The 26,155-nt window shown below is 61.5% G+C and carries 21 protein-coding genes and 1 pseudogene; 5 read left to right on the top strand and 17 right to left on the bottom strand.

Going from position 1 to position 26,155, the window contains the following annotated elements; genetic code table 11:
- The first annotated feature begins 5 nt into the window (after positions 1–5).
- Positions 6–770 carry a metallophosphoesterase family protein gene (locus NKH42_RS03195; RefSeq protein WP_352506973.1) on the top strand — a complete coding sequence of 255 codons (765 nt, stop codon included), beginning with the start codon at positions 6–8 and terminating at the stop codon, positions 768–770.
- A 16-nt stretch (positions 771–786) separates the two neighbouring features.
- On the opposite strand, the gene NKH42_RS03190 is transcribed toward NKH42_RS03195, so the two are convergent.
- The 6 genes from NKH42_RS03190 to NKH42_RS03165 all read right to left on the bottom strand — a co-directional run bounded on the left by NKH42_RS03190 (position 787) and on the right by NKH42_RS03165 (position 8,391).
- The gene (locus tag NKH42_RS03190; RefSeq protein WP_352751974.1) at positions 787–3,207 is read right to left on the bottom strand and encodes a polysaccharide biosynthesis tyrosine autokinase; all 2,421 of its coding nucleotides are present in this window, start codon (positions 3,205–3,207) and stop codon (positions 787–789) included.
- 150 nt (positions 3,208–3,357) lie between these two features.
- Positions 3,358–4,254: a UTP--glucose-1-phosphate uridylyltransferase gene (locus NKH42_RS03185; RefSeq protein ID WP_254816102.1), complete on the bottom strand. Its 897-nt coding sequence runs from the start codon at positions 4,252–4,254 to the stop codon at positions 3,358–3,360.
- A gap of 70 nt (positions 4,255–4,324) precedes the next feature.
- The gene (locus NKH42_RS03180) at positions 4,325–5,275 is read right to left on the bottom strand and encodes a glycosyltransferase family 2 protein (protein ID WP_352751971.1); all 951 of its coding nucleotides are present in this window, start codon (positions 5,273–5,275) and stop codon (positions 4,325–4,327) included.
- Complete coding sequence (locus NKH42_RS03175; protein WP_352751970.1) at positions 5,265–6,215, bottom strand: glycosyltransferase family 2 protein; 951 nt, start codon at positions 6,213–6,215, stop codon at positions 5,265–5,267. The genes NKH42_RS03180 and NKH42_RS03175 overlap by 11 nt, the downstream gene beginning before the upstream one ends.
- The gene (locus tag NKH42_RS03170; protein WP_352506975.1) at positions 6,215–7,207 is read right to left on the bottom strand and encodes a glycosyltransferase family 2 protein; all 993 of its coding nucleotides are present in this window, start codon (positions 7,205–7,207) and stop codon (positions 6,215–6,217) included. Before NKH42_RS03170 ends, NKH42_RS03175 begins: the two co-directional genes overlap by 1 nt.
- Before the next feature lie 11 nt (positions 7,208–7,218).
- Positions 7,219–8,391: a glycosyltransferase family protein gene (locus NKH42_RS03165; protein ID WP_352506976.1), complete on the bottom strand. Its 1,173-nt coding sequence runs from the start codon at positions 8,389–8,391 to the stop codon at positions 7,219–7,221.
- 302 nt (positions 8,392–8,693) lie between these two features.
- Here NKH42_RS03165 and NKH42_RS03160 point away from each other — a divergent pair.
- Positions 8,694–9,746, top strand: a pseudogene (locus NKH42_RS03160) (polysaccharide pyruvyl transferase family protein); the annotation flags it as partial.
- 222 nt (positions 9,747–9,968) lie between these two features.
- On the opposite strand, the gene NKH42_RS03155 reads toward NKH42_RS03160, so the two are convergent.
- From NKH42_RS03155 to NKH42_RS03120, 8 genes are all read right to left on the bottom strand, one after another.
- Positions 9,969–11,432, bottom strand: a complete 1,464-nt coding sequence (locus NKH42_RS03155; RefSeq protein ID WP_352506977.1) for a lipopolysaccharide biosynthesis protein — start codon at positions 11,430–11,432, stop codon at positions 9,969–9,971.
- A complete protein-coding gene (locus NKH42_RS03150) occupies positions 11,429–12,598 on the bottom strand; it encodes a glycosyltransferase (RefSeq protein ID WP_352506978.1) in 1,170 nt (389 codons plus the stop codon). Before NKH42_RS03150 ends, NKH42_RS03155 begins: the two co-directional genes overlap by 4 nt.
- Positions 12,599–12,785: 187 nt before the next feature.
- Positions 12,786–13,865 (bottom strand): glycosyltransferase, encoded by a 1,080-nt coding sequence (locus tag NKH42_RS03145; RefSeq protein ID WP_352479830.1) that lies wholly within the window; start codon positions 13,863–13,865, stop codon positions 12,786–12,788.
- 31 nt (positions 13,866–13,896) lie between these two features.
- Complete coding sequence (locus NKH42_RS03140; RefSeq protein ID WP_352751968.1) at positions 13,897–15,228, bottom strand: UDP-glucose dehydrogenase family protein; 1,332 nt, start codon at positions 15,226–15,228, stop codon at positions 13,897–13,899.
- Positions 15,229–15,313: 85 nt separating this feature from the next.
- Entirely contained in the window at positions 15,314–16,180 is an 867-nt protein-coding gene (gene exoK / locus NKH42_RS03135; RefSeq protein WP_352479829.1) for an endo-1,3-1,4-beta-glycanase ExoK, read from the bottom strand.
- A gap of 132 nt (positions 16,181–16,312) precedes the next feature.
- Positions 16,313–16,714, bottom strand: coding sequence for a hypothetical protein (locus NKH42_RS03130; protein WP_352506980.1), 402 nt, complete (start codon positions 16,712–16,714; stop codon positions 16,313–16,315).
- Positions 16,715–16,983: 269 nt separating this feature from the next.
- Positions 16,984–18,006: a glycosyltransferase family 2 protein gene (locus tag NKH42_RS03125; RefSeq protein WP_352506981.1), complete on the bottom strand. Its 1,023-nt coding sequence runs from the start codon at positions 18,004–18,006 to the stop codon at positions 16,984–16,986.
- A 455-nt stretch (positions 18,007–18,461) separates the two neighbouring features.
- A complete protein-coding gene (locus NKH42_RS03120) occupies positions 18,462–18,782 on the bottom strand; it encodes an exopolysaccharide production repressor protein (protein ID WP_352506982.1) in 321 nt (106 codons plus the stop codon).
- A 559-nt stretch (positions 18,783–19,341) separates the two neighbouring features.
- Here NKH42_RS03120 and NKH42_RS03115 point away from each other — a divergent pair.
- Together NKH42_RS03115 and NKH42_RS03110 are read left to right on the top strand one after the other, a co-directional pair.
- Positions 19,342–20,019: a sugar transferase gene (locus NKH42_RS03115; RefSeq protein ID WP_352479827.1), complete on the top strand. Its 678-nt coding sequence runs from the start codon at positions 19,342–19,344 to the stop codon at positions 20,017–20,019.
- Positions 20,020–20,190: 171 nt separating this feature from the next.
- Positions 20,191–21,438: a polysaccharide biosynthesis/export family protein gene (locus NKH42_RS03110; protein WP_352687051.1), complete on the top strand. Its 1,248-nt coding sequence runs from the start codon at positions 20,191–20,193 to the stop codon at positions 21,436–21,438.
- A 124-nt stretch (positions 21,439–21,562) separates the two neighbouring features.
- On the opposite strand, the gene NKH42_RS03105 is transcribed toward NKH42_RS03110, so the two are convergent.
- Positions 21,563–22,834 (bottom strand): O-antigen ligase family protein, encoded by a 1,272-nt coding sequence (locus NKH42_RS03105; RefSeq protein WP_352751966.1) that lies wholly within the window; start codon positions 22,832–22,834, stop codon positions 21,563–21,565.
- A gap of 329 nt (positions 22,835–23,163) precedes the next feature.
- Between NKH42_RS03105 and NKH42_RS03100 the strand changes: the two genes are divergently transcribed.
- The gene (locus NKH42_RS03100) at positions 23,164–23,916 is read left to right on the top strand and encodes an SDR family NAD(P)-dependent oxidoreductase (RefSeq protein WP_352687016.1); all 753 of its coding nucleotides are present in this window, start codon (positions 23,164–23,166) and stop codon (positions 23,914–23,916) included.
- A gap of 40 nt (positions 23,917–23,956) precedes the next feature.
- On the opposite strand, the gene NKH42_RS03095 is transcribed toward NKH42_RS03100, so the two are convergent.
- A complete protein-coding gene (locus tag NKH42_RS03095) occupies positions 23,957–24,538 on the bottom strand; it encodes a DUF1349 domain-containing protein (RefSeq protein WP_352687019.1) in 582 nt (193 codons plus the stop codon).
- A gap of 38 nt (positions 24,539–24,576) precedes the next feature.
- Positions 24,577–26,013 (bottom strand): aldehyde dehydrogenase family protein, encoded by a 1,437-nt coding sequence (locus tag NKH42_RS03090; protein ID WP_352687053.1) that lies wholly within the window; start codon positions 26,011–26,013, stop codon positions 24,577–24,579.
- Between the last annotated feature and the right edge of the window lie 142 nt (positions 26,014–26,155).

The raw sequence follows: 26,155 nt of genomic DNA, 5'->3' as shown, positions 1-26,155 counted from the left end.
CATTCGTGACCTTGTTCCAGCGATCGAGAAACACCCGGACCGCGGCGCGCCAGCGGCTCGAGATCGATATCCGGGACTCAGTCGTCTACGCGATCGGCGACGTGCATGGCTGCTATAAGGAGCTTCGCTCCCTGGAGCAGAACATCCTGCTCGATTCTGCGTCTTTCGAGGGGCGCAAGCTCATCATCATGCTTGGCGACTACGTCGATCGTGGCCCGCAGTCGGCGCGCGTGCTCGATCATCTGCTGGCGCCGCCACTCCAAGGCTTCCAGCGTATCTGCCTTGCCGGTAACCACGAAGTCGTGATGCTGAACTATCTCGACGGGATCATTTCGAGAGAGTCGTGGCTGGCGATAGGCGGCCTGCAAACGCTGTTTTCCTACGGCGTCGACCCGGACCGCATGGCCGATCTCTACGGTTCAAACGAGGAGGTCGACGGGCGCATTCGGGAGATCATTCCCGCCGACCACGTCAGTTTCATGCGTGCGCTGCCGGTCATGGTCTGTTCGGCGAAATTCGTATTCGTTCATGCCGGCATCAGGCCGGGCATCGACCTCGCCGCACAAGACGAGGACGACCTGCTCAACATCCGCTCGGAGTTCTTCGAAGCCGCGCATCTTCTCGACCGCTATGTGGTGCACGGGCATACGCCGGTCGAGCTTCCGAAGCTCGAGGGACGCCGGCTTGGCATCGACACGGGCGCCTTCCAAAGCGGCCGGCTGACCGCAGTCAGGATCGCCGACAAACGCGCCAGGCTGATATTTTCCTGAGCGCGATATCCGTCGCTCAGGCGGCCGCCTTTGTGCGCGCTTCCGATTTTTCCAGATAGTAGCTCGAATATTTGTCGAAGAATCTTTCGGAGCCGCCGATCGAGCCATACTTGGCCAGTTTCTTCAATTCGACCTTGTTCAGAACCGCGCCGACGATCTTCTTGGCGATATAGGGTTCTGAGCTCAGCACGGACTGCACCATTGCCCGCGGCGTGCGTCCCCACTCGGCGACCAGCACGAAACCGTCGACAAGTGGGGCGAAGGCCTTGGCGTCGACGACTGGCCCGAGCGGCGGCAGATCGACGATGATGTATTCGAAAGTTTCCTTGGCATTGTCAATGAAGCGCCGCATGCCGGCCGAAGACAGAAGCTCGCTGGTGTGCGAAAAATGGCCACGCAGGACGGCCGGGATGATCGCCAACTTGGTCTGCCGGTCGATCTTGCCGACCGACTGCCAGGTCCGCCCGCTCACCACCGCTTCCATCAGGCCTTGCTCGGCCTCCATGCCAAGGCTGCGGCTGAGGCCGGGGTTGCGCAGGTCACCGTCGATCAGCAGCGTTTTCGATCCGTTGGCGGCAAGCAGCCCGGCAAGATTGGCGGCAACCGTCGACTTGCCTTCGCCGGGCAGCACCGAAATCACACCAATGACCCGGCTGCCCTGGCCTTCCATCACGACATCGAAGGCGATCTTGGCGTTGCGCAGCGTCTCGGAGAACATTGACGCCGGTGCATCGACGGTTACCCGCATGCGCGCACGTTTTTCGGCTGCCGACAATGTCTTGGAGGACTGGGATTTGGAGGACTTGGCAGTCCTGGTTTCGGAGGCCTTGACGTCGGGCTGACCGTCGTCGCGCTGGTCGTCCTTCCCAGCCTTGCCGATGACCGGCAGGTAGCCGAGGAATCTGAGGCCGACGCGGTCGCGCACATCCTCGCCGGTCCTGAAGAACCGTTCCCTGAATTCATTCAGGCCGCCAACCCCGGCCCCCATCATTATGCCAAGCGCCAGCGAAAGCCCCAGCACGATGGCCGTCCGCGGGGTTGCGGCCGACTGCGGCATCGTCGCATCAGAGATGACCCGGATCTTGCCTACCGGGAAGGATTGCTGCTGTGCAGCCTCCTCATAGCGGTTCAGGAATGTCTGATAGAGCGTCGAGAGCGCCGTCGCCTTCTGCTCCAGTTCACGCAGCTTGACCTGCGACTGGTTGTCGATGGAGCTCTTGCCTGCCGCCAAGGCGACATTTGCGCGGAGCGCGGTCTCGCGCGCCAGAGCGACCTCGTATTCGTTGCGGTAGCTTTCGGTGAGCTGCTTCAGCTCGCCGAAAATCTGCGCCGATATGTCGGCCTTCTCCTTGGCGAGCGCGACGGCCTGCGGATGTTGCGGGCCGAAATTGGCTTCGACATCCTGCTGCCGCTTGGCGACGGTGAGATAGCGGTTCTTGAGCGTCGTGATGACCGAGCTGCTCGGCTGGTCGTTCGATATCGCAGCGTCCTTGAACGCATTGTCCGAGCCGCTTTCGACGATCGACTTGTACTGCTGATAGCGGGCGCCGGCACGTGCGGTATCGGCCTGCGCAACGATCAGCTGGGTGTTGAGATCGGACAGTTGCTTGTCGCTGATCAGCTGGCCGTCATTGACGGCCAATCCATGTTCGGCCCTGAACTTTTCGACCGCCAGTGCGGCCGCCTGGGAGCTCTCACGAAGCTCGGTCAGCCGGCCTTGCAGCCAGACCGCCGCCCGCTCGGTCGCGTCGAAGCTGGCATCGAGCTGATCGGCGAGATAGGCGTCGGCATAGGCCTTGGTGATGGCGGTCGCAAGCGCCGGATCCGTCGCCTGGAAGGAGATGCTGATGACAAAGCTTCGGCCGATCCGCTCGGCGTCGAGTTGGTTCTGCAGTTTGAAGATTGCGTAGTCGCGGGGCGACGACGATGCGGTGATCGCGTCACGCGTCGCAGCATCAAGCTGAGTGACGTCGGTCGTGCTAGCGGCGCGCTTGGGGCGGACAGACTGGATGATACCGCGTACAAAGCCTGCGACCTTCGACAGAGCCGACGTCGGAGGGTTCATGAAAGCGTCGTTCTGATCGAGCTTCAGCTTGTCGACGACCACCCCCGCCAGCCTGGCCGACTGCAGAATTTCGATCTGGCTCAGAACGGCGGAGTCGGTCTGCATGCTGACCGACGCCGCCGAAATGTCATCGACGACCTTGTTCAATCCTTCGTCGATCAGCACGCTGCTCGTCGCCACATAGGTAGGAGGCGTCGTCTGTAAGTAGAGGACGCCGAGAAAGAGACCGATGACGGCACAGGCGGCAACCACTTTCGCCTGCCGCGCGGCCATGCCAAGCAGGCGCTCGATGTCGATGAAGTCTTCGGCGTTTGCCGCACTCGAAGCCGGCAATGGCGTCCTCTTCTCGACAGGAAAATTGGCATAGTTCATCTTCGGTCCAATTCTAGTTTGCAGGCGCTACCGCCTCGAAGGTCGGGACATAGGGTGCAAACCTTGCGCCGGACAGTGCGCGTTACGCGCGGCGCAACGGGCCTGTCCTGCGTCATCAGCCGCACCCACAATGCCTCGAAAAAATGGACATTATGCGGCTTCTTCCCGACGCTGATGCGACCGGACGAATTCCTGCAGCATATCGAAGATCGGGCCCTTCATATCCTCCCGCGCCAGCGCGAAAGCGATATTGGCCTGGATAAAGCCCTCCTTCGAACCGCAGTCGAACATGCGGCCGTCGAAAGGCTGGGCAAAGAAGGCTTGCGTCTGAGCGAGGCGCACCATTGCGTCTGTCAGCTGGATCTCGTTGCCGGCGCCGCGTTGCTGGCTGCCCAGCAGCGAGAATATCTCGGGCTGCAGGATGTAGCGGCCGTTGATGTAAAAGTTCGACGGGGCGTTGGCCGGAGCCGGCTTTTCGACCATGGCCGTCACCTCGAAGCCAGTGCCGACATCCGCGCCGCGGCCGACAATGCCGTATTTGCTGGTCTCGGTCGGATCGCAACGCTCGACGGCGATGACGTTTGCGCCGGTCTGTGCATAAAGATCGGCGACTTCGGCGAGACAGCCGCGCCCGCCAAAGGACACCATGTCCGGCAAAAGCAATGCAAAGGGCTCGTCGCCGATGACTTCGCGCGCGCACCACACGGCATGGCCGAGGCCCTGAGGCGACTGCTGGCGGATGAAACTCGTCGCGCCGGCGACGGGAAGCAGGCTTTCGAGCGCTTCAAGCTGCGCCTTCTTGCCGCTCTGCTCCAGGGTTCCGATCAGTTCAGGATGCAGGTCGAAATAGTCCTCGATCACCGCCTTGTTGCGGCCGGTAACGAAGACGATGTGCTCGATGCCTGCCTCGAACGCCTCATCCACCGCATATTGCACGACAGGCCTGTCGACCACCGGCAGCATTTCCTTCGGCATGGATTTGGTCGCCGGCAGGAACCGCGTTCCAAGCCCTGCCACCGGTATGACTGCCTTCCTGACTTTTTTCATTGCATATTCCTTCTGATCGATTTCAACCCGTCGCAGGCGGCGAAAACTGTCTTCATTCGCCCGCAGCCCTTCACCTCCCCGCCACTGCGGCAAACTGTGCCGCCACCCTTCGCAGCCGGACGGCGATCGGCATGCTCATATGCCGAACCGCTGCCGGATCGCTGAGCGCCGTCCATATCGCCTTGAGCGGGGACCGCGCCTTGATGTGCTGAACCAGCGACAGGAATGATGCCGCCCGCCGCAGGCTGCGAGCGCGCCTGGCAAACGCCGCCGCGGCCGCAGCATCCATGGAATGGGTTCCGGCGAAGACGGCATCGGCCCTGCGCATCGCCTCGACGTGATGAAGCTCCAGCACCCGGGAAATGGAGCCGGTGCGGATGTGGTAGACATAGCCCGTCGTCGGTTCGACCACGCATTTGCCGCCTTTGGCCAGAGCATTGGCCAGGAGGATATAGTCTTCGCCGATGATCAAGCTTTCATCGTAGCGGAGCCCGTTTTCGTTCAGGAACCGGCGCTGGAAGATCGGCTTGAGATAGCCGAGATTGAATCTCGATTCGAAGACCACATTGCCGGCGATGTAATCCGCCAGCGAGATTTCGCCGAGCCCTTCCAGATAGTCGGCCGGGAACATCGTCTCTTCGGCAACGCCATCCTCGCGAACGACCTGCAGATTATCGACCGCGATCTCGGCGCCCGCCTTCTCCGCGCGTTCGATCATGGTGCAGATTCGCCCGGGATAGACCGCGTCGTCGGAATCGAGGACCGCGACCCACCTGCCGCGGGCAAGTTCAAGGCCGGCGTTCCTGGCGCCGCCGGGGCCACGGTTTTGCTCAAGCGCGACCACGCGTACGATGCCTTCGGGGTAGGATCTCGCCAGATCGAGCGTCCGGTCGGCCGACCCGTCGTCGACGACGATGACCTCGACGCTGACATTGCGCTGGGCAATGGCGCTGGCGATCGCCCGATCGATGGTCGCCTCGGCATTGTAGGCGGCAATCACGAAGCTCACGTCAGGCTGCACGCTTGCCCCCTTGCTGCGGCGAAGACAGACCGTATTGGCGGATTTCACGAACCCCGACGAGGCCGCTGACGACGCCGACATGCATAATGCCGCGAAGCAGGCTGCGGTTCCGGCGCACGGGGTCGATGGCGACCGGAATTGCCGACAGGAAACTGTAGGCGGCCTTTGCCGCGGCAATGCCGACCTGCTTGAGCCGGGCAAGGCCGTGTACATTGCGCCCCAGAAGATGACCGTGCGTCTGCCCGACGCGGAACCGGCGGCGGCCGAGCCAGTCGAATGCCGCCCTGGCAGGTGGCACCGCTTCGTCGACCCAAGCCTCCGGCGAAAAGGCGATGCGGCCGCCGGCCTTGACCATCTGGTCGAAGAATTCCGTATCTTCGCCACCGGTCTGGCCACGTGCCAGGCTGAAGCGCTGGCCGCGCAGGCTCTCAGCCCCAATCCTGAGCAGGACGTTGCAGGTATAGCCGGTGCGGATCTCGCCGCGGACCCAGACCGGTAGGGTCGAGTGGAAATCACCCTTGCGCATCCAGGCGGGCGCATCCGCCCGGTAACGGGCTCGCACCGGCCCGAGAACGGCCGCAGCACCAGTTGCTTCCGCCGTCGCCACCAGTTCGGCAAGCCAGCCGGCGGTGGCCGTCTCGTCGTCGTCGATAAAGGCGACGAAATCGCTCGCACTGGCATCGAGGCAAGCGTTGCGCGCGATCGAGATGTTGCGGGCCGGGGCGTGCCGATAGGTCACCGGCAGCTTCAACTCCCCCGCCAGCCTGGCGACCAGCGTTTCGGCCGTCGGCGTATCGTCGTTGTCCGCAACGATGACACCGACGTCGAATCCCACGGGCATATCCATGGCCGCTATGGAGCGAAGCGTGTCGGCAAGCTCCGGCCGGCGAAATGTGCAGATGCAGATATCGATGCTTCGATTTTTCCTGACCGGCTCCATCACGCTACCTCGCGCTGCGGTCGCGGTGCGAGCAGTTGCAGCCAGAAACCGACCGACCAGCCGAAATGCATAACCATCGCCGAGACCCCGGCAAGCGCAATGTCGGGTTTGCGCTGGCTGACGGCGGTCAAAAAGCCGTAGCCGAGGCAGACCGACGCCCATAGCAAAAGCGGCACGGCCGCCAGCCAGTGGACGAAGGAAAAGGCGGCGAGAAGAACCACGGGGAACACCAGAAGCGGCACCATTTGCCGGATCTTCGGGATCATGCGGTGCTTGAGAACGTTCTTCGCCCGGCCACGGCCATAGCCGAGATACTGAAAATAGAGGCCCTTTAGCGAGGAGCGCGGGTAGTAGACCATCTGCGTCTTGCCGGTCATCCAGATGCGGTAGCCGGCCTGGCGGAGCCGATAGTCGAGTTCGGCATCCTCATTGTGGCTGAACGTCTCGTCATAGCCGCCGACCGCGGTGAAGGCCGATATCCGCATCAGCGCATGGTGGCCATGATCGACCCATTCCCCCGCCGAAAGGTGCCGGTGCTTGGAGCCGCCGGTGCCGAGCCTGGAATTCTGCGCCGCTGCCGCTGCTTTCTGAACCATGCCGCTGCCACTGGTCAGCATCGAGACGACGACCGAATCCGCGCCGGTGGCCTGCGCTTCTTCGATCAGCCGGTCGCAATAATCCGCGGGATAGCCGCCGTGCGCATCGATGCGAATGAGATAGTCGACGCCTTCCCCGAATCTGGCGACGGCGAGATTGATCGCCGCGCTCTGCAAGCGCTTTTCATTGTGCAGCAGGGTCACCCGCTGATCTTTTGCGGCGATATCCGCGACGATCGTCCTGGTGCCGTCGGTACTGCCGCCATCGGCAACGATGATCACGGCGCCCAGCCTCTCGGCCGCAGGGCGAAGCTCTCGAAGCAATGCGCCGATATGGGCCGCTTCGTTCAGGCACGGAACCACGATCATGCAGGATGGAATGTCGGTTTGCGTCATCGGCAGTCCTTCTATGCCAATGCTTCGGCAGCATATGGACCGGGAGCCGCAGTCAGCCCGCGGAGCTTTTCCACAAACGCCCGGCAATCGGCGCGGTCGTGGCTCCAGGTGCGCGGATTGCGGGCAAGAACACGCGCCCTCAATGTCTCGAACCGATGCTGCTCCATCGTGCCGACGGCGGCTTCGAGCGCCTCGGGGGTGGCTTCTGACAATAGAACCCCGATGCCTTGCCGGTCGAGGAACCGGCCGGTTTCGGTGGTTCCCATCGAAATCGGCACAGCTCCGAAGCGGCAGCCTTCATAGAGCCGGTTCGGCAGCAGCCATTCGGAGTTCAGGCCCTGCTCAAAAAAGTCGATGGCCCAGGAAAAGTGAACCTCGTGGTAGATCGCCGCCATGTCCTCGGGATTGCGGTAGGGCCCGCCAAACGACAGCCAGGGTTCCGATTGAACAAAACCATGGAAATCGGGAAATTCGGACAGCGCCGGCCGGCCTCTGAGGACGATTTCAAAGCGGCCGTCGAGGCGGCGCGAAAATTCGGCCAGAAGCTCCAGGGAGCGACGGCAGCGGAGCGCACCGAACCAGCCGATCCGCCACGGCGGCGCAACGGGATTCTCCGCCGTAATGCGGTCATCCAGCGAAGCTGCGGCCGGCTCGAAATGCTTGTTTTCGAGCAGTTCGACCGGAGCGGCAACCTGTCCGAACGGCTTGAAATAGTTAGCGATGAAGGCCGGAGAGCTGGTCACCAGAAGCTTCACATCCCTGGCTAGGAAGCGTTCCGCACCGCGCATCGCCCAGCCCAGCGAATCGTCGCGAAGCAGCAGGCGATGGATGTCCAGGCACTCGTAGACGATCGGCACTGTTGCCTGGAAAGCCGACCTGGCGCGGCGGGCAAGCGCCAGCATTTCCAGATTGCGCGCGATAATGAGATCGGGCCGTGGCATTGAGCCCAGCTTCGAGCCGGTCGAGACCACCGCCTTCATGATCGCGGCCAGACGTTGGGCGAATCGGCCATCACGAGTCGGGCCGAGATCGATCGGCTGCAAGCCCTCGACATCAGCAACTGCGCTTGCCGTACGACGAAAGCCCGCCAGCGTAACCTGGGCGCCGCCTGCCTTGAGCATTATGATCCGCCGGCGCACTGCCGGGTCGGAGACGTCGTGTACCAAGTACAAGACATGCAGCATGAAAACTCGACCGCTGTTGGCCCGCCCGCGACGATGCTAGTACACCTCTTGCTGCATCGCAACATTTTTGGTTGCAGCGTAGCAAAGATCCACGTTTTTTGTTGCACTGCAAAATCGATGGGTTAATCTCGCTCTGCTTGGGCCGCATGGACCGCGCGCTGGCCTGCCATCGGACTGCGCGCCAATAATCACGACGCGAGGACCATCCTTGGCGTGCAGCATTTTCGGCCAACCCGCCTGCAATTCGCCCCTTCGCGCCCGTCGATGGAAGCACGGGACTACTCACGAAATGAGGTCATTCCATGAAGATCGCGGTTGAAAACACCGTCTGCCTGAATACCGGGGATGCAGCGATTCTCCTGGCGATTCGCCATGTTTTCAAGACGATCGTGCAGGACGATATCCAGTTCTACGTCTTCGACAGCCAGCCGGAGGTGGCGGCGAGGCTCTACACGAAGAAGGACTATCCGGACCTCGAATTCCACAAGCTGCTGTCGGAATCGCTGTTCCGCTACAAATACGGCAGCGGGCTGAAGAACCTGTTCAAGCCGATCTACAATCGGCTCGTCCTCAATGCCCTGCGGCGGTTCGGCATCCGCGGCGTTGTTGGGCGTTTGTTCAGCTCAAGCAATCGCCGTGGTCTCGAGATCTACAAAGACGCCGATCTCGTGGTCACGACAGGCGGAACCTATCTCGTCGAGACCTACAATCTGGAGCGGCGCCTCAATCAATTCAGGATCGACGCGATTCTGGGCAAGGACCCAGTCTTCTTCACACAATCGCTCGGCCCGTTCAACAAAAGTTACAATCGCCAGGAGTTGAGCCCGATCTTCGACCGGAGCCCGCTCATCCTGCTGCGCGACGAACGTTCGCGGGGCCACATTGTGGACATGGTGAAAAACCCCGGCAAATGCCACGTCGTGGCCGACGCCGTCTTTGCCCTGGCCGACACTGACAGGATCGGAAAAATTCTGGCCTCCGGCCAGTCGGCGACCGTCACCGGCCGCGTCGCCATTTCCGTCCGTCACTGGAACTATGTCAGCGACGGCGAGGGCGGCATGCGCCGCTACATCGACTCGATCCGCGAGATCGCGACTATCCTGGTCAGGGACCACGCCAAGGAGGTCACCTTCGTCTCCACCTGCCAGGGCGTGCCGGAATACGCCCATGACGATTCCAAGACGGCGAGGGCTATCGTTGCCGAACTCGATCCGGAGATCGCCAAGCATGTCAGCGTGGACGCTTCGTTCCACACGCCGGAGCAATTGATGGCCCTGGTGAAAGGCTTCGACTTTGTCGTCGCAACACGCATGCATATGATGATCATGTCGCTCTGCGTCGGCACGCCGGTGCTGCCGATCGCCTATGAATTCAAGACCAAGGAGCTTGCCAAGCGGATCGGCGTCGCCGACCTGCTGCTCGACATCGATACGGTGACGCCCGAGGAAGCGAGCGAGAAGCTCGGCAGACTTACCGCCAATCTCGACCTCTATCGCAGGACGAGCCTTCAGGCAGTGCTTGAGGAGCATGCGTCGGCGATGTCGGCAGGTGAGCTTTTGAGGCCGGTGATCGCTCGCCTAGCGGGCGTTGCGCATGGCGCTGGAAAGCGTGGTGAACAGGGCGCTGCGCGACTGGCGAAGGGCAAGCATGAGGATCAGGCCGATCGAATAGTTGAGGGCAACCGCCAGGACCACCGCGAGCAGGTCTGATTGGCCGGTCAGCGATGCCGGCAACTCGCGGTACACGGACCAGGCAAGCAGCGACGATACGATGAAAAGCCCCTGCATGATCAGGAAGTCGGCTGCGGTCACCGGGCCGACCCGGTGGACCAGGACGGCAAGCACCGGGACGCGCAGCACATAGCCGCTGATTGCATAGGCCGCCGCGACACCGACGGCCCCCCAGTGCAATCCGATGATGAAGGCGGCGACCGTCGTCAGCGACGAGTAGATGCCCCAGTGGAACATGGTCTTGGTCTTGCCCTGGCAGATGAAGATCCATCCCGTGGTGCTCGAGACGGACTGGATCAGGCTGGCGATGCCCAGCCAGGCGAAAATCGGCGCCACCGCCGCCCAGCGCTCGCCGAAGAGAAGCCCGACGACCTGGTCCGACGTTAGCGTCAGCGCCGCGATGCCGGGCATGGTGACGGCCGCCAGCATCCAGTTGGTTCGCACATAGATGTCGCGAAACCGCGCCTTGTCCTCATGGATGCGGCTCAGCAGCGGCACCATCACGCGTGTCAGCGGCTGGTTGATGTTCTGCAGCGGGAACAGCAGGAGCTTATAGGCGCGGTCATAATAGCCGAGCTCGATCGCGCCCGAATATTTTCCGATCAGGATGTTGTCGAGATTGCGCGAGAAGAAGTTGGCCAGATTGAAGCCGGTCAGATTGGCGCCGAAGGACAATATGTCGGTATCGACCTTCAGGTCCGGCCGCGACGGCGTCCAGCGCGCCACCTGCCATGCCGCGGCCAGCGCGACAACAGCCGATACCGCCGGGCCGATGACCAGCGACCAGTAGCCCAGCCCCGCATAGGCCGCGGCTGCTGTAGTCGCAAGTCCGGCAGCAGCGGTTATCATGTCGTTCAGCGCGAGCTGGCCAAAGCGCAAGTGACGGTTCATCAGCGCCAGCGGCACCGCGGCGAGGCTGCCAAGCAGCAGCGGCAAGGCAGAGCCGATGGTGATCCCGACCATGCGTTGATCGCCGTAGAAGGCGGCGATGGCGGGCGCCAGGCATGCCACCATCACGGCACTGCCCAGCCCGACCAACGCACTGATCCAGAATACCTGGTTGAGCTGCTCCGTGCTGATATCCTTGCGCTGGACCACAGCCTGCTGCAGGCCAAGGTTTTGAAGCAGTCCGACAAAGGCCACGATCGGCCCGACAGAAGCCACCAGGCCGAAATCCTCGGGCACGAGCAGACGCGCAAGCACGATGACGGAGAGAAACTGGATCGCCATCTTGAAGCCTTGCGCGCCGATCGTCACCACGCCGCCGCGCAGGGCGACACGACCGAACTGGGGGGGCGGGTTGGCGTTCATGCCGGGCGCCCGGCTTCGGCCAGCTGGGCAACGATCTGCGCAAAACGTTCGTTGAGCACGTCCGCGTTGAAATCCTGCTCGATCTTACGGCGCGCCGCACGTGCGATGCGCTCGCATTTGTCCGGGTTTTCGGCCACCCAGACAAGCTTGCGGGCCAACGCCGCAACGTCTCGCTCCGGTGCGAGGAAGCCCGTCTCCTGATCTTCGATCAGTTCGGGAATGCCCGAGTGATAGGTGCTGACGACGATCAGCCCGGCGGCCATAGCCTCCATCAACGCCACCGGAATACCCTCGAGATCGCCGTCTCGCGCGGTAACGCTCGGCAACAGGAATACGTGGGCATCGCGCAGGCGCTGCTTGACCTCGGCGTGCGGACGCGGCCCGAGGAAAGTCACCCGGTCGGCAATGCCGAGATTTGCGGCGAGGTTCTTCAACTCTTGCAGCAATTCGCCGCCGCCAATCACCGAATAGACCCAGTCGCGCCGCGGCAGGCTGGCGAGCGCCCGAAGGGCGAATTCGATGCCCTTCTTTTCGGTCAGCCGGCAGACCGAGATGAAGGACAGTGTGTCCCGTTCCCAGGAACGCCAATGGTAGCCGATCTCACCGGGCCGCACGCCCATATGGTGAACCATGACTTGCGCCGGGGGTGCGCCGACGCCGATCAGGGCGTCGCGGAAAAACGCGTTCACCGGGAGCTGGAGAACACCCTTGTCGAAGACAACCTTGTAGCGCGTGAGTGTGTTGTCATGCAGCGGTTCGCCGACATCGCGGCCGTGGAATATGGTCACCAAAGGAGCGGAAATCCGGCCTCGTTTCATGGCGCGGGCGACGCGCATGCCGTTATTGCCGAAATGCGCGACGATCACATCGGCGTTCTGCAATTTGCGCGCAAAAGCGATGTCGACGGCGGTCGAGAGCTTATCCCAGAACCTGCCCGACCATTTCCTGAGCGTCGGGCGAAAGCGCCCCAGCCCGCCCCACCAGCAGACGACCTTGCCAGGGAGAGCCTGCCAGCGGCGATCGTCGATGTTGCTGTCCTTGCCGAAGGACGTCTCGTTGCAGACGACGCCGACTTGCATGCCGCGCTCGAGGCACCCTTCTATCTGGTCAAGGACGAAGGTCTCCGACAAAGAGGGGAACTTATCAACTACGAAGCAAATCTTCATCGAATGGACGATCTTTCGAGGCCGGTCGGCGATCTGCTCGCGCGGATGAGGGCTGACGCCCGTCGCCGCCGTGCGAGGCGCTTCAAGCGTCTGGTGTTGTGCATGTTGTTGTCCCAAAGCCGCTCACACCCCGGTCAGGCGCAAAAGCGGGCTGTTGGGCGACATAAACGATTTTGGACGAAATGCATCAGGCGGCACGCTCCAGCGCGCCTTGCCTGGCGTTGTCGAGAACGCCGAGGAAGGTCGTGAACTGACTGTCGGGGTTCATTTGCGGCCGCTCCGAAAACAGCTGCGCCGCCGCCGACAGCCGATCGTACTCGGCCTTGTCGCTCCATAGTCGCCTGACCGCGGCGACCCAGTCGTCGAGCGGTGCGTCATAGTCGAGCACAACGCCGCCGGCGCCAATCGCTTCCGGCAGGCCGCCGCGGCGGGATCCGACGACTGGAATGCCGCTGCAATGGGCCTCGGATGCCACCCGCCCCCAAGCTTCTTCCCATTTGCTGGGCGCCAGCAGGATCTTGGTGCGGCCATAGACGGTCTTCATGTCGCTGGTGCGGCTTTCCAGCCTGACGTTGCGTAGCGGCGCGATGATCCGTTCGATCTGCGCCCGGTGGTCGTCGTCGAGCTTCCAGCTTTCGACGAACAGGAACGGGATTTCGGGGCATTGGCCGGCGATGCGCACGGCGAGTTCGAACCCTTTTTCATTGTAAGGATTGATCAGCGTGACGAATTCGCCGGTGGTCGGCGTGCTGTAGAGCCCGGGATTGATGGTCGGCGGGATTACGGTCGAGTCGATGCCGAACTTTTCCTTATAGGTGCGCGCCGTGAATTCGGAGTTGGCGATATAAAGCGCCGAATGCAATTCGCGCAGGTCGCCGGCCAATTCGTGGAATTCGACGTTCCGCAGATAGACCACCAGCGGCACGCCGAGCGCCTGCAGCGCCTTTCCGATCGGCACCGATTTGTGGCACTGCACGACGGCGACATCGGGATCGAGCCGTTCGACGGCGAAGCGGGCCGCCTCCCAGGGAAACCACGCCCGCACGACAGGATAGCCGGGATAGCTGTCGATGACCGCGCGCTGGCGAAGGAGCTTCATCTTGGCGCGCGCCTTGAAACCGAACATGCCGTCACCGAACAGCGCCGCCAGCACCGAGGCGTCATGACCGTGCTCGCGCAGCTGCTCGACCAGATGGTGCGTGCTCGACTGAACGCCACCGCTGAACTGCGGTGTGTAGCCGTTGCCGCCTGCAAACAGAACTTTCATGGACCTGGCTCCTTGCTGGACCGCCCTAGCGTCACGCCGCCATTCTGCCGATGCTGTGGTATTCGATGCCGTGGCGGGCGATGACCTTGGGGTCGTAGAGATTGCGTCCGTCGAAGATGACGGGCCTGGTCAGCGCGTTCTTCAATGCATCGAAGGACGGCGCGCTGAAACTCTTCCACTCGGTCACGATCAAGAGCGCGTCGGCGCCTCGCAGCGCGGCCTCCTTGGTGCCGCACAGTTGCAGGTCGTCGCGCAGCCCGTAGATCGCCTGGCATTCCTGCATCGCCTCCGGATCATAGGCCTGGACATTGGCACCGGCGGCCCAGAGCGCTTCCATCAGCGTGCGGGCCGGGGCCTCGCGCATGTCGTCGGTATTGGGTTTGAAGGCGAGGCCCCACAGCGCAAAGGTTTTGCCTTTGAGATTGCCCTTGAAATAGCGGTGCACCTTCTCGAACAGGACCGACTTCTGCTGGTTGTTGCGCTCCTCGACGGCACGCAGCAGCTTGGCGTCGAACTTGACAGCCTCGGCGGTCTTGATCAGGGCACGCACATCCTTCGGGAAGCACGAGCCGCCATAGCCGAGGCCCGGATAGATGAAGTGGTAGCCGATCCGCGGGTCGCTGCCGATGCCCTTGCGGACCTCCTCGATGTCGGCGCCCAGTTGCTCGGCCAGGTTGGCCATTTCATTCATGAAGCTGATCTTGGTCGCCAGCATGCAATTGGCCGCGTATTTGGTGAACTCGGCACTGCGCACGTCCATCACGATCATCTTTTCGTGGTTGCGGTTGAACGGCCCGTAGAGCTCGCGCATCACCGCCTCGGTGTCCTCGTTGCTGGTGCCGACGATGATGCGGTCGGGCTTCATGCAGTCGCTCACAGCGGACCCTTCCTTGAGGAATTCCGGATTGGAGGCGACGTCGAAAACCAGATCCTCGCGCCCGCGCGCCTTCAGCGTCTCGGCGATCCTGGCCTTTATTCTTTCGCAGGTGCCGACCGGCACGGTCGACTTGCCGACGACGATCTTGGGCGCGTCCATCTCACGACCGATAGCCTCGGCGACGGCCAGCACATATTTGAGGTCTGCCGAACCATCCTCGCCCGGCGGCGTGCCGACGGCGATCATCTGGATCTGGCCATGCTTGATCGCCGCGGCGGCGTCGGTGGTGAACTTGATGCGGCCGGCGGCATGGTTCTCCTTGACCATATTTTCGAGACCGGGCTCGAAGATCGGGACATGGCCCTGGTTGAGCCTTTCGACCTTTTTTGCATCGATGTCGACACAGACCACCTGGTGGCCGACTTCGGCAAGCACCGCCGCCTGTACAAGACCGACATAGCCGATTCCAAAGACAGTCAAATTCATTCGGTTTCATTCCTGTTCAAGGCTTCGGGCGTGTTCAAGCTTCGGTTTTCCGACCACCTTCGGCCCGGCCGGTTCAGATGCGCTTCTAGTTTGTGTTGCATGCCAGCGATTCCGGGAATTGGCAGGGCTGGCCGAGTGCGGTGAACGCAACGCGATCCACCTGCATGGTGAGCTTGCGGCCCGGATCCGAGAACGGCCCCATCCAGCCCTTCATCGTGTCGCTGCCCCACAGGCTGAAATAGATCCTTTGCGAATGGGTGGGCAGCTTCGCCGGATCGGTGATCTCGTGGACAAGCTTGCCGTTGACGTACCAGCGCAGCCGGTCTTTTTCCCAGACGAAGGCGTAGTCGTTGAAGGCCTTGTCGGTGCCGCCGGCGACGTCGACCAGTTTCTCGTTCTTGCCTTTGCCGGCTATGTAGGCGTTGACCTGAACCTTGGACGTGTCCTTGGTCAGCACCTCGAAGTCGATTTCATCATGCGGCTGCTTGTCGGCATCGCCGACGAAGCTGAAGAATGCCGCGTTGACGCCGGAGCCCGTGTCGGTCTTCATCCGCGCCTCGTAGGTGCCGTAGCCGAAGCGCTGCTTGGTCTGGATCTCGGCGCAGGCGAATTCGCGATCCTTCAGCTTGCGCTTCTCGAAACCGAGCGTCAGCATGCCGTCGGAAAGCCCGATCAGGTTTTTGGACCAGGTGCAGTTCTGATGCTTGCCGTTCGTCCAGCCGTCGGAAATGTACCAGCGCGCGCGACTGAGGCTGGTGAAATCATCGACAAAAGACGGCGCGGTTGGCAGATCCTGCGCACGGACGGGTACAAGGCCCGCAACCAGACTGACGAGAACGATCAGCAGAAACGCGCCGTCTGAACGGAGCGGCCGCAGCTTGCCTGAGATCGGGCGCGTGAACGGGGTGCCGCGGGGTGCCGGGGCGGACGTGCTTTTAAGATCTGCATTCATATCAAAACTCACCTTGTGCTGTGCGCCCCCAAAGCGATCGTTCGAACCGTGACGAAACAACCTGATCTTGACCTCTGTCGCTCCCAAGCTCCGTGTTGTGCCTAAACCATTGCGCCGACCCAGGGTGTTCGCTCAGCCCGTGCCGGAATCGGCGGGCTTCACAAAATCAGTCCTCATGTCGGGACCGTTCTGCCGCTTCGGCTCGAAGATTTCATCCAGCGAATGACGGAGATCCTTCATCATCTGCATCTGGCGCGACAGCGCTGTGATGCGCCGCTCGCAATTCAGAATCGACCTGGTCAGTTCGCCGACTTCGGAAGACCTGCGCGAGGAGACCGAACCGTTCTCCATCGCCTCGACCAGAAAGGCGGCATTGGTGGCCGTTGTCCTGTAGCGGTTCTCAAGTCCGCTCTTCTCCGCCTCGACTTCGGCCGCGATCTGGTCCAGCAGCTTTGCCAAGCGATCGAGGCGCGAGGTGTCGGTCTGCGTGTCGCGCGCCGGATCTCTCGATCGGAAGCGAAAGATCGAGGCCATGTAGTCAGCGCCCCGTCATCGTCGAGCTGGTGAACGGCCTTAGAGCCCGTCCACATTCAAAAGACATTTCTTGCATCGTCCAGCTCCTCCGACAGGGTATGTCTCGGGCCAGTTCGGTTGGCCGTCCAAAATTGCTGCACCGCAACATAGATTGCCATTCCCTGCGCGCATAGGCAACCACCTAGATCGTAAACTCATGAATCTCGTTGAAATGGTGCGAGCCGACCTAAGGGTAACGGAGTGGCTACCGCCATCGCACGTTGACGGGCCTAGCTATCGCTGGCCGTGCTGGTTCCGGCCATGAGGAAGCGCAGCGGCGGCACATGCTGACGCTTCGCGGCGAGGCCGGCGCGGCGAAACAGCGCATCCAGCTTGTCGGAGGCAACGCCGCGGACGACGGCTGTGAGGTTGGACGAGCCGGCCAAGGCGTAGGCCGCGGCCGGTGCCAACCCGCGCTCAGCCTTCACGTCTAAAAACTTCCGCAGCCGGTATTTGTCGCGGATGTGCCGCTCGTGCCTTCTCAGCGCAGCCTTCGATGCCTCCGGCAAACTGTCGATCGCAAGCAGTGCCAGGTCGGCATCGGCCAGATGCTTCAGGTCCTGGGTCTTGTGCCGTCCGCTCAGCGAATCGGCGCGCACGATCGCGCCGTAGCCACAGGATTTGATGACCTTGAAGCGCGCGCCATGGGCAACCGCGCGCGCATAGAGTTCATAGTCTTCACCCAGGCGCAGCTTCTCGTCGTAGCGCAGCCCATGCCGATCGAGGAAGGCGCGGCTGATCACTGGCTTGAGGAAGCCCAGTTCCCCTCGTTGCACACGGCGCCTGGAGATATTGCCATCGACGAAGCCCTCGAAATCGAGGAATTCCGGCTCGGGCGAGAACGGTGGAGCAACGATTTTCGAAACGTCGGTTGCCGCGTCATCCCTGACAAGCATGATGTTGTCTGCGGCGAAATCCCAATCGGTGCTGGCGAACAGTCTGTGAAACCTGCCTTCGAAAAAGAAATCATCAGCGTCCAGAATGCTGATGAACGGCGACCTGGAACCGGCTATCGCGGCGTTGCGTGCAAAGGAGGGGCCGCGATTGACGTCGAAGCGGATGACGGACAGGCGGCCCGTGCCGTCGCCGGCTGCGTGGGCGACTTTCGCCGTATCGTCGGTGGACGCGTCATCGACGACGACAACTTCCGCAACCTCAGGTTCGCGTAATGCCGATGCAATGGCAGCCGGGATTGTCCGCGCCGCATTGCGTGCGGCGATGATCACGCAGACCTGGAATGATGTCATGGACATGCCTCTCGATTGCAGAAGTCGTTGCGGATTTCCTCGCCCCGACCGCTCAATGACCCACCGCCCAACCTGAAATGCATCGGCCCAAACGCCTATGCTGCAAGTGCGAAGCAAGCATCGCCAAAATCATCGGCGCCGTCCAGTTTTTCATTCTGCTGGGTGTCATGGCCCGGCTGGGCAGGCGGCGAGCCTCAATCGGGATGGCTCCAGAAATGCGCCGCTTGGCAGAGCCGTTCCTACACGCTCCATCAGAGCGCTCGACTGGCGGAAAACCAGTTGCTGGTCCTGGCCGACCGGACTGCGGCGGGGCGGAGCGAGCGCGTCGAGGCCCGCAGTGTCAAGGAAACGAAAGAACAGGAATGCCGACTGCCGGTGTTGTCGAGGCGAGCAATTCGTCAGAGGACCGGCGAGCTTAACCATAGGTCACATGGACATCGCAGACCCGGCCAGGCCCGAAATCAGTGAAGGCCTCTCCTTGCGCTGAATTTCTCGCCTTCGGCCGCCTCGTTCGAACTCAGCTTTCGTTCAGCGTCGCGAATTTTGTCGGCCGGGGTCGGGGCATTTCTGGCGACCATGGCAAAGACCAGTAGAAAATAACCCATTTGGATGACTATGGCACAGCCGATGACGCGAAACAGCGTCGTACCGAGCGAGGCGCCGCCCAAATAGGACCAGACGATCACGATCGCCAGCGCAAAACACATTCCGATAATGAACTTTGGCAGTGACATACCCGATAGCCCATCCACCGGCTCGGGAAAAAATGTCGACAAGCCCACCCCGAGCACCTCCCTTAAACTCTGCGAGCTTATTTAGGTTGCCCGCTTCTGGCCGGTTGCTTCCGGCCTAGCCCAATCTGTCCATTAGTCCGACAGAAACAATTTGCAACTCTATTGAGCCGCGCAATAGCCGGCAAGGGCAGCTGCGGAATAAATTTTAAACGAATCCTCGGGATCGACTCTGCCATGGTGCAATGCACACGTCGGCATCACCACTGATTGCCGGATATCGACTCGCTCCAGTAAGATTTATGATATCGACTAGTATTTTATCACAACATCAGTCGTTATTTCGAAATTCTAAATGACGACAAAGCTCCACAACAGGGTATAATGAGCGATTCGCCTAAAATCAGCCTCAAAATTGGACTAGCTTTTCCAAAATTGCCCATAATCCGTCTCTTTTGCGACATAAAGGCGAAATTTTGTGCAGGACGAGTTTATTATTTAGTCAGTTCATGACGCGACTATTACAGCCGTCTGGCAAATTGTGTGTTGCGCTGCAGCATTTTTTTGGTATCGTGCGGTAAACCATCCGTTCAACGTATGGAGTTTACGCATGAGGGACGTAGCCAAGCCGGCCGATGCGGATTTTTCGCAGGCCGGTGTCGATTTTCCGCCACCGATCGGCGGCCTGCTCAAACGCAGCTTCGATATTGCCGGTTCGCTGATCGGCCTGGTCGCTCTCAGCCCGCTGTTCGTGATGATAGCGCTGCTTGTCAAGTTTTCCGATGGCGGGCCGATTTTCTATGGTCATAGCCGGATCGGCCGCGGAGGACGGATTTTTCCGTGCCTCAAGTTCCGCACCATGGTTCCAGACGGCGAGCGGGTGCTTGCTGCCTATCTCGCCGCGAATCCGGAGGCCAGCGCCGAATGGATCGCGACCCGCAAGCTGAAGAACGACCCGCGGATCACCCGCGTCGGAGCGGTGCTGAGGAAGCTCAGCCTCGATGAGTTGCCGCAGATCATCAACATCCTGCAGGGGGATATGAGCCTGGTCGGGCCTCGTCCCGTGGTGCGCGACGAGCTGGAGATTTATGGCAATTCGGCCGTCTATTACCTGAAATCGCGCCCCGGCCTGACCGGGCTATGGCAGGTCAGCGGACGCAACGACGTTTCCTACGACAGCCGCGTCGCGTTCGACAGGCACTATGTCGAGAACTGGTCGATGTTCGAAGACATTCGCATCATCATCAAGACCGTACCTGCGGTCTGGATGTCGCGAGGCTGCTACTGACGGCCGCTTGCTGGCCGTACATCGAGGAGCAGCTGTCCAGAATTCGGGCCCGAAACTCAGGCCCCTAACTCAGGCATCGGCAGTTCATCGGGCGGGGCAAACCAGATCGGAAACGCTCAGTTGAAAGCAGATATAATCGATATTTTTTGCACCGGCATTCTCTCCAGACGCATGCGGCGAGTACGACTTTTGACGACTTGCCTTACAGTGGCGACCGGCCTGACGCTGTCGCTAGCCCTGCCACAGTTTGCCTTCGCCGACGACTATCGGCTTGGAGCACAGGACAAGCTGACCATCCGCGTGGCGGAATGGCAGACCGTCGAAGGCACGTTCCGCGACTGGTCGGCCATCAATGGAGAATACACGGTCGGGCCCGCTGGAACCTTGTCGGTTCCCTTCGTCGGCGAGATGCCCGCATCCGGCAAGACGACTTCGGAGATCGCCGCATCGCTCGGCGAGGCGCTGCAGCGCAAGCTCGCTCTGGCCGACAGGCCGGAGGCTTCCGTCGAAATGGCGCAGTACCGGCCATTCTACATCTCCGGCGAGGTGCAAGCGCCTGGCCAGTATCCTTGTGTGCCTGGGTTGACCGTGCTGAAAGCGATGAGCATTGCCGGCGGAGCCCGGCGGACCCCGGAGAGCGGACAGCGCTACGATCGCGACCTGATCAATGCCAAGGGCAATTTCGACGTACTACAAGACCAATTGGTCAGGCTGACCGTCAAGCGCGCCCGCGTCGAAGCGGAACTGGCGGACAAGCCGACATTCGCGGTGCCGAAAGAGGTGGCCGACGATCCGAAACTGCCCAGCATCGTTGCCGATGAGACGGCGATCCTGGCGGCCGACCAGAAGAAACTCAAGCTGCGCTTGCAGGCGCTAGACGATTTGAAGGCGCTGCTGCAGAGCGAGATCGATTCGCTGCAGAAAAAGATCGTCAACCAGCAGAAGCAGGTCGATCTGGCGAAGGAGCAGCTCAACGGCATCGGCTCGCTGGCGCAAAAGGGCCTGGTCGTCAACACGCGGGTTTTGAACTCGCAGCAAACCATCGCCGACCTTGAAGGCCAGATCCTGGATTACGAAACGGCAATTCTCACGGCCAAGCAGTCGATCAGCAAGGCCACCCAGGACGCCATCGATCTCGAGAACACCCAGAACTCCAGCCTCGCGACCGACCGGCAACAGACGGAAGCCGATCTCAACGAGGTGACGCTGAAGCTGAATATGGAAAAGGCCTTGATGTCCGAGGCCTTGTCGGGCAGCCCCATGCCGCAATTCTACGGCAATAACGAACCAGCGGCCTTGTCATTTTCCCTGGTGCGGGTGGTCGACGGCAAGACCAGCGAAATCACCGCCGATGAAGACACACCGGTGCTGCCAGGGGACGTGATCAAGGTCAAACCAGCGCCCCTGGCCATCCAGTAGCTTCTTTCCACCGGAACGAAGCACCAACCCCGCAGGCAGCGGTCTGCGGGGTTTTTGCGTTTGGTATCTTATGGATCAGAAAACAAGGCCGCCTTCGGGCAGGAACCGCCTGGATCCGCCCGCTCTAGCCTCGCACGGCGTCCGGTTCCTCTAGGTGGTTCACGGCGCTCCACCGGGAAGGAGCGACGGCCGGCACCCTCACCAGCTTGAAGTAGCTGTAGTACAGCAGAAACGATCCCATGATGTAGGGATTGAGGGTCTCGACCTCGACGAAGGAGCGGATGAACAGAAGCACCATGACGCCGGCAAGAATCACGGAGTCGGCTTGCCATGTCCTGAATATCAGCGCCGAGACGTGGCCCCAGAGCGTGCGCAGGATGATCAGCGAAAGCAGTGTCGCGCCGACGAAGCCGAGTTCCACCAAGGTCTCGATGTAGGTGTTGTGGAAGTGGAAGCCGCTTCGCGCGGCGATGTAGAATTCGTTCCACAGCCGCTCGGCCTCGGAGAAGCCCTGCACCCAATAGGCCGCGTAGCCGACGCCGAGGATGGGCGATTGCTGCGCGGCATTCCAGCCCTGTTGCCAGAGGTAGGTTCGTCCGGTGAGCGTCGAATCCTTGCCGAAAAGGCCAAGGACAAAGTCCGTCAGCCCGAGATTCAGCGCAATCACGCTGCAGGCGACCAGCCCGCCCGCACCGATCATGAAAATCACCCGGCGATGGCGGAGCGAAAGCAGCTTGCCGATGGAAAGCAGGGCGACCAGAGCGAGAACCGCCGGGGTCGATGCCATCGAAGTGGCCGAATGCGACACGACCAGCAGATAGCCCGATAGAAGGACAATCGGTACGATCAACAAAAAGCTTATCCGGCCCCGCCTGAGAAAGGCGAGGTAGACAACGCAGAAATAGATGCCAAGCGATGCGACAAAACCGATCTGGTTCTTGGAGCTGAAAGCGCCGACGAAATTATAGGTGCCATCGAGAACGTCGTAGGAATAGCTCGCGACCTTGAGCGAGTAGAGCAGGACGACGAAAATCCCGATCAGGGCGCCTATGGTCAAGGTCCGGACGCTGACGGTGCGCGCGGCAATATAGGCGCAGGCGATATGGGAGCAATATTGGACGGCCGTCCTTGCCGTGGTGCCGGGAGCCGCCGACCAGAACACCGAGAAGCAGACATAGGTTGCAAGGGCCAGCGGAAGCCAGGCGCTGGAAGCGTGCCTTAATATCTTCCGATAGTCGACCAAGATGAGCGGCAGCCAGACTGCATAGTAGGCCAGGATCATCGCCTGGCCGAAAATGGTCGAGTAGGAGAACGCCCAGATCGAGACGGCAACGGCAAAGCTGCCATAGACCGTGTTCTTGTCCGGATCGATCAACAGAGATTTTGGAATCTTCATCTCGGTAGCGGTTTTCCGTCCTTGCAGCTCAATGCCGAGTTCATGGACCGCTCATGGTCCGATTCGTCGGATCGATGGGAGCCTCGCCTGCAGGCGCTCGCATTGTGCAGTGCAATATAGCCCATCCGGCGCAGCCTGTCACCCGGATGCCAACCGGCCAAGTCGTTCCAGCCGTTCTCCGCAATACCGGACGAGACGATTTGGCCAGGAGGCAGTGCCGTCCAATTGCCCGGTGCTGGCCCATCACAAGCTGTTCTGAGGCTGCAAGTCCGCGCTTGAACTTGTCCGCCGTTGACTTCACATTCGCCGCCGATTGGGAGGAATACGACATGCCGATGAGTTTCGCGGGACGATTTGCCGGACGATCTGCTGTTATCACCGGCGGCGCCTCAGGCATCGGCCTGGCCGTCGCGCAAAGGATCACTGACGAAGGTGGGCGTGTTTCGGTCTGGGATCGCGATGCGGCCCAGATCGAGCAGGCCAAGGCCATTGTTCCAGGCCTGCACAGCGTCACCCTAGACGTCGCCGACCCCATAGCGGTCGAAGCCGCCGCCGGAGAGACGGTCGAAGCGCTTGGCGCAGTCGATGTCCTTGTCACCAGCGCTGCCATCACCGGACCGAACATGACGACCTGGGAGTATTCCGTAGAGGATTGGCGCCGGGTCATCGACATCAACATCAACGGCGTCTTCTTCTGCAACAAAGCGCTGGTCCCGCATATGCTCGAACGCAATTACGGCAGGATCGTCAACATCGCCTCGATTGCCGGCAAGGAAGGTAACCCGAACGCCTCGGCCTACAGCACCTCCAAGGCGGCGGTGATCGGCATGACCAAATCGCTCGGCAAGGAACTGGCCAAGACCAGGGTGACGGTGAACTGCGTCACGCCGGCGGCCGTGCGCACCGCGATCTTCCAGCAGATGAGCCAGCAGCACATCGACTTCATGCTGTCCAAAATACCGATGGCGCGTTTTGGCGAGGTCGAGGAGGTGGCGGCGCTGATTTGCTGGATCGCGTCCGAGGAATGCTCGTTCACGACGGCTGCCGTCTTCGACGTCTCCGGCGGCAGGGCGACCTACTGAGGCCGGCCCGACGCAAACCGCCCGACCGCATCGCGGCGCCTCAGTCGTGAAGCTCCCGCGAGATCGGCGGGCTGATCGAAAAATCGCTGAATGTCACTTCGAAACCCTCGCGCTGCGGCGAACAGCACATCATGCCGACATCGACCGTTTTCGACGGCGGGAAATAGGCAAGTCGCACCGGTTTCCAGTGCTTGTCGGACGCGTCCAGATACTGGACGCGGATCGTTTCGGCATGGCGGGTCAGGCGGATCCTGACCCCGTCGGGGTCGGCGGGAATGCTGGCCAGCGACCAGTCGGAGGCATCGTTGGTGACGACGACGGAAAAATACATCAGCCCGTCGGTGTATTCGATGCCGGCCTTGATCCAGTGCGTCTCGCTCAGGCGGACCATAAGCCCGGCCTGATCGTAAAGCACCTCATAGTGCCCCTTGACCGTGACTTCGGCGCTGAAATCGCCCTCGACCTCACGATAGAGGAAATGGCCATTGTCGCGCCAGAAGCCGTAGAACGTCTCGCGCCAGAAGTCGGTCTCCTTGCCGGTCCGTACATGCACCGTATTGTTGCCGAAGGCGTGGTGCGGCGGCGGATTGAGCCAGGTCAGGGCCGTATTCTCAGATGTCATCGATTTGCTCGCCTGCCTGGCTGGTCTGCCGTCTTTTCTTAGCCGGCAAACGTGTAAGCGGTCTTCACTGTTGTGTAGAACTCTGCGGCATAGCGGCCCTGCTCGCGCGGGCCGTAGCTCGATCCCTTGCGTCCGCCGAAAGGCACGTGGAAGTCGACGCCGGCCGTCGGCAGGTTGACCATGACCATGCCGGCTTCCGAATTGCGCTTGAAGTGCGTGGCATGCTTGAGGCTCGAGGTGCAGATACCGGAGGTCAGGCCGAACGGCGTGTCGTTGGCCACCGCCAGCGCCTCGTCATAATCCTTGACGCGGATGACGTTGGCGACCGGTCCGAAAATCTCCTCGCGCGAGATGCGCATGGCGTTGGTGGTTTCGGTGAACAGCGCCGGCTGCAAATAGAAGCCGCGGGTTTCACGATCGAGCCGCTCGCCACCGAAGGCAAGGTCCGCACCTTCCTGACGGCCGATGGCGATATAGTCTTCGTCCTGTTTGAGCTGGCTCTGGTCGACAACCGGCCCGATCTGGGTCTTGGCATCGAGAGCGTCGCCGACGACCAGCTTGGCCATGCGGTCCTTAAGCGCCTCGACGAAGCGGTCGTGGATGCCGTCCGTCACCACCAGGCGGGACGACGCCGTGCAGCGCTGGCCGGTCGAGAAGTAGGCACCGTTGATAGCGCAGTCGACGGCGACGGCAAGGTCGGCATCGTCGAGCACTACAAGCGGGTTCTTGCCGCCCATTTCGAGCTGGAACTTGCGCATGTGCTCGACGCTGGCGGCGGCGACGCGCTTGCCGGTGCCGACCGATCCGGTGAAGGTGATGGCGTCGAGGTCAGGACTATCGAGCATGGCCTGGCCGACCACCGAACCTTTGCCCATGACCAGATTGAGCACACCCTTGGGTAGCCCGGCGCGGTGCAGGATGTCGACGATGGTCCAGGCGCTCTCCGGAACGAGTTCCGCCGGCTTGAAGACGATGGTGTTGCCGTAGGCCAGCGCCGGAGCGATTTTCCAAGCCGGAATGGCGATCGGGAAATTCCACGGCGTGATGATGCCGACGACGCCGACCGCTTCGCGGGTGATCTCGACGCCGACGCCGGGCCGCACGCTCGGCACCAGCTCGCCCGACAGGCGCAACGCCTCTCCGGCGAAAAAATCGAATATCTGGGCGGCCCGCACGGTCTCGCCGATGCCCTCGACCAGCGTCTTGCCTTCCTCGCGCGCCAACGCCCGGCCGATTTCATCTTTCCGCGCGGTGATCTCGTCCGACGTCTTCCTCAGCACCGCATGGCGGGCCAGCAGGCCCGATCGAGACCATGCCGGAAATGCCGCTTTGGCCGCTGCGATGGCCTGCCGAGCGTGCTCCGCGCCCCCCGATGCATATTCGCCGACCACGTCGTCGAGATTGGACGGGTTGATGTTGCGGGAGCCGGCATCGCCTACCCACTCGCCATCGATGAGGTTCTTTCGAAACGGGATCATGTCGCTGTCTTCCTTGTCGTCTTTCGATCGCCGTCTATCTGGACCACCGACCGCCGCACCGCAAGGCCGAAGAAGGCAAACTTCTCCTTCTCGACAGGCATGTGATAGGTGTCGGGGGCGGGAAAAGACGATTCTAGTG

Origin of the sequence: Mesorhizobium sp. M1142 (assembly GCF_040318565.1) — a bacterium.
Lineage (GTDB): Bacteria > Pseudomonadota > Alphaproteobacteria > Rhizobiales > Rhizobiaceae > Mesorhizobium.
Note: the sequence above shows the minus strand (reverse complement) of the source record. Positions and strands in the feature narration are given on the sequence as shown.

Excerpts from the sequence above, each read along its gene's own strand:
- NKH42_RS03110 (WP_352687051.1), top strand. The coding sequence starts at position 20,191 with ATGCGGCGAGTACGACTTTTGACGACTTGCCTTACAGTGGCGACCGGC.
- NKH42_RS03150 (WP_352506978.1), bottom strand. The coding sequence starts at position 12,598 with ATGAAGATTTGCTTCGTAGTTGATAAGTTCCCCTCTTTGTCGGAGACC.
- NKH42_RS03105 (WP_352751966.1), bottom strand. The coding sequence starts at position 22,834 with ATGAAGATTCCAAAATCTCTGTTGATCGATCCGGACAAGAACACGGTC.
- NKH42_RS03095 (WP_352687019.1), bottom strand. The coding sequence starts at position 24,538 with ATGACATCTGAGAATACGGCCCTGACCTGGCTCAATCCGCCGCCGCAC.
- NKH42_RS03165 (WP_352506976.1), bottom strand. The coding sequence starts at position 8,391 with ATGCTGCATGTCTTGTACTTGGTACACGACGTCTCCGACCCGGCAGTG.
- NKH42_RS03190 (WP_352751974.1), bottom strand. The coding sequence starts at position 3,207 with ATGAACTATGCCAATTTTCCTGTCGAGAAGAGGACGCCATTGCCGGCT.
- NKH42_RS03130 (WP_352506980.1), bottom strand. The coding sequence starts at position 16,714 with ATGGCCTCGATCTTTCGCTTCCGATCGAGAGATCCGGCGCGCGACACG.
- NKH42_RS03170 (WP_352506975.1), bottom strand. The coding sequence starts at position 7,207 with ATGACGCAAACCGACATTCCATCCTGCATGATCGTGGTTCCGTGCCTG.
- NKH42_RS03145 (WP_352479830.1), bottom strand. The coding sequence starts at position 13,865 with ATGAAAGTTCTGTTTGCAGGCGGCAACGGCTACACACCGCAGTTCAGC.
- exoK (WP_352479829.1), bottom strand. The coding sequence starts at position 16,180 with ATGAATGCAGATCTTAAAAGCACGTCCGCCCCGGCACCCCGCGGCACC.
- NKH42_RS03175 (WP_352751970.1), bottom strand. The coding sequence starts at position 6,215 with ATGGAGCCGGTCAGGAAAAATCGAAGCATCGATATCTGCATCTGCACA.
- NKH42_RS03115 (WP_352479827.1), top strand. The coding sequence starts at position 19,342 with ATGAGGGACGTAGCCAAGCCGGCCGATGCGGATTTTTCGCAGGCCGGT.
- NKH42_RS03100 (WP_352687016.1), top strand. The coding sequence starts at position 23,164 with ATGCCGATGAGTTTCGCGGGACGATTTGCCGGACGATCTGCTGTTATC.
- NKH42_RS03140 (WP_352751968.1), bottom strand. The coding sequence starts at position 15,228 with ATGAATTTGACTGTCTTTGGAATCGGCTATGTCGGTCTTGTACAGGCG.
- NKH42_RS03185 (WP_254816102.1), bottom strand. The coding sequence starts at position 4,254 with ATGAAAAAAGTCAGGAAGGCAGTCATACCGGTGGCAGGGCTTGGAACG.
- NKH42_RS03155 (WP_352506977.1), bottom strand. The coding sequence starts at position 11,432 with ATGAACGCCAACCCGCCCCCCCAGTTCGGTCGTGTCGCCCTGCGCGGC.
- NKH42_RS03125 (WP_352506981.1), bottom strand. The coding sequence starts at position 18,006 with ATGTCCATGACATCATTCCAGGTCTGCGTGATCATCGCCGCACGCAAT.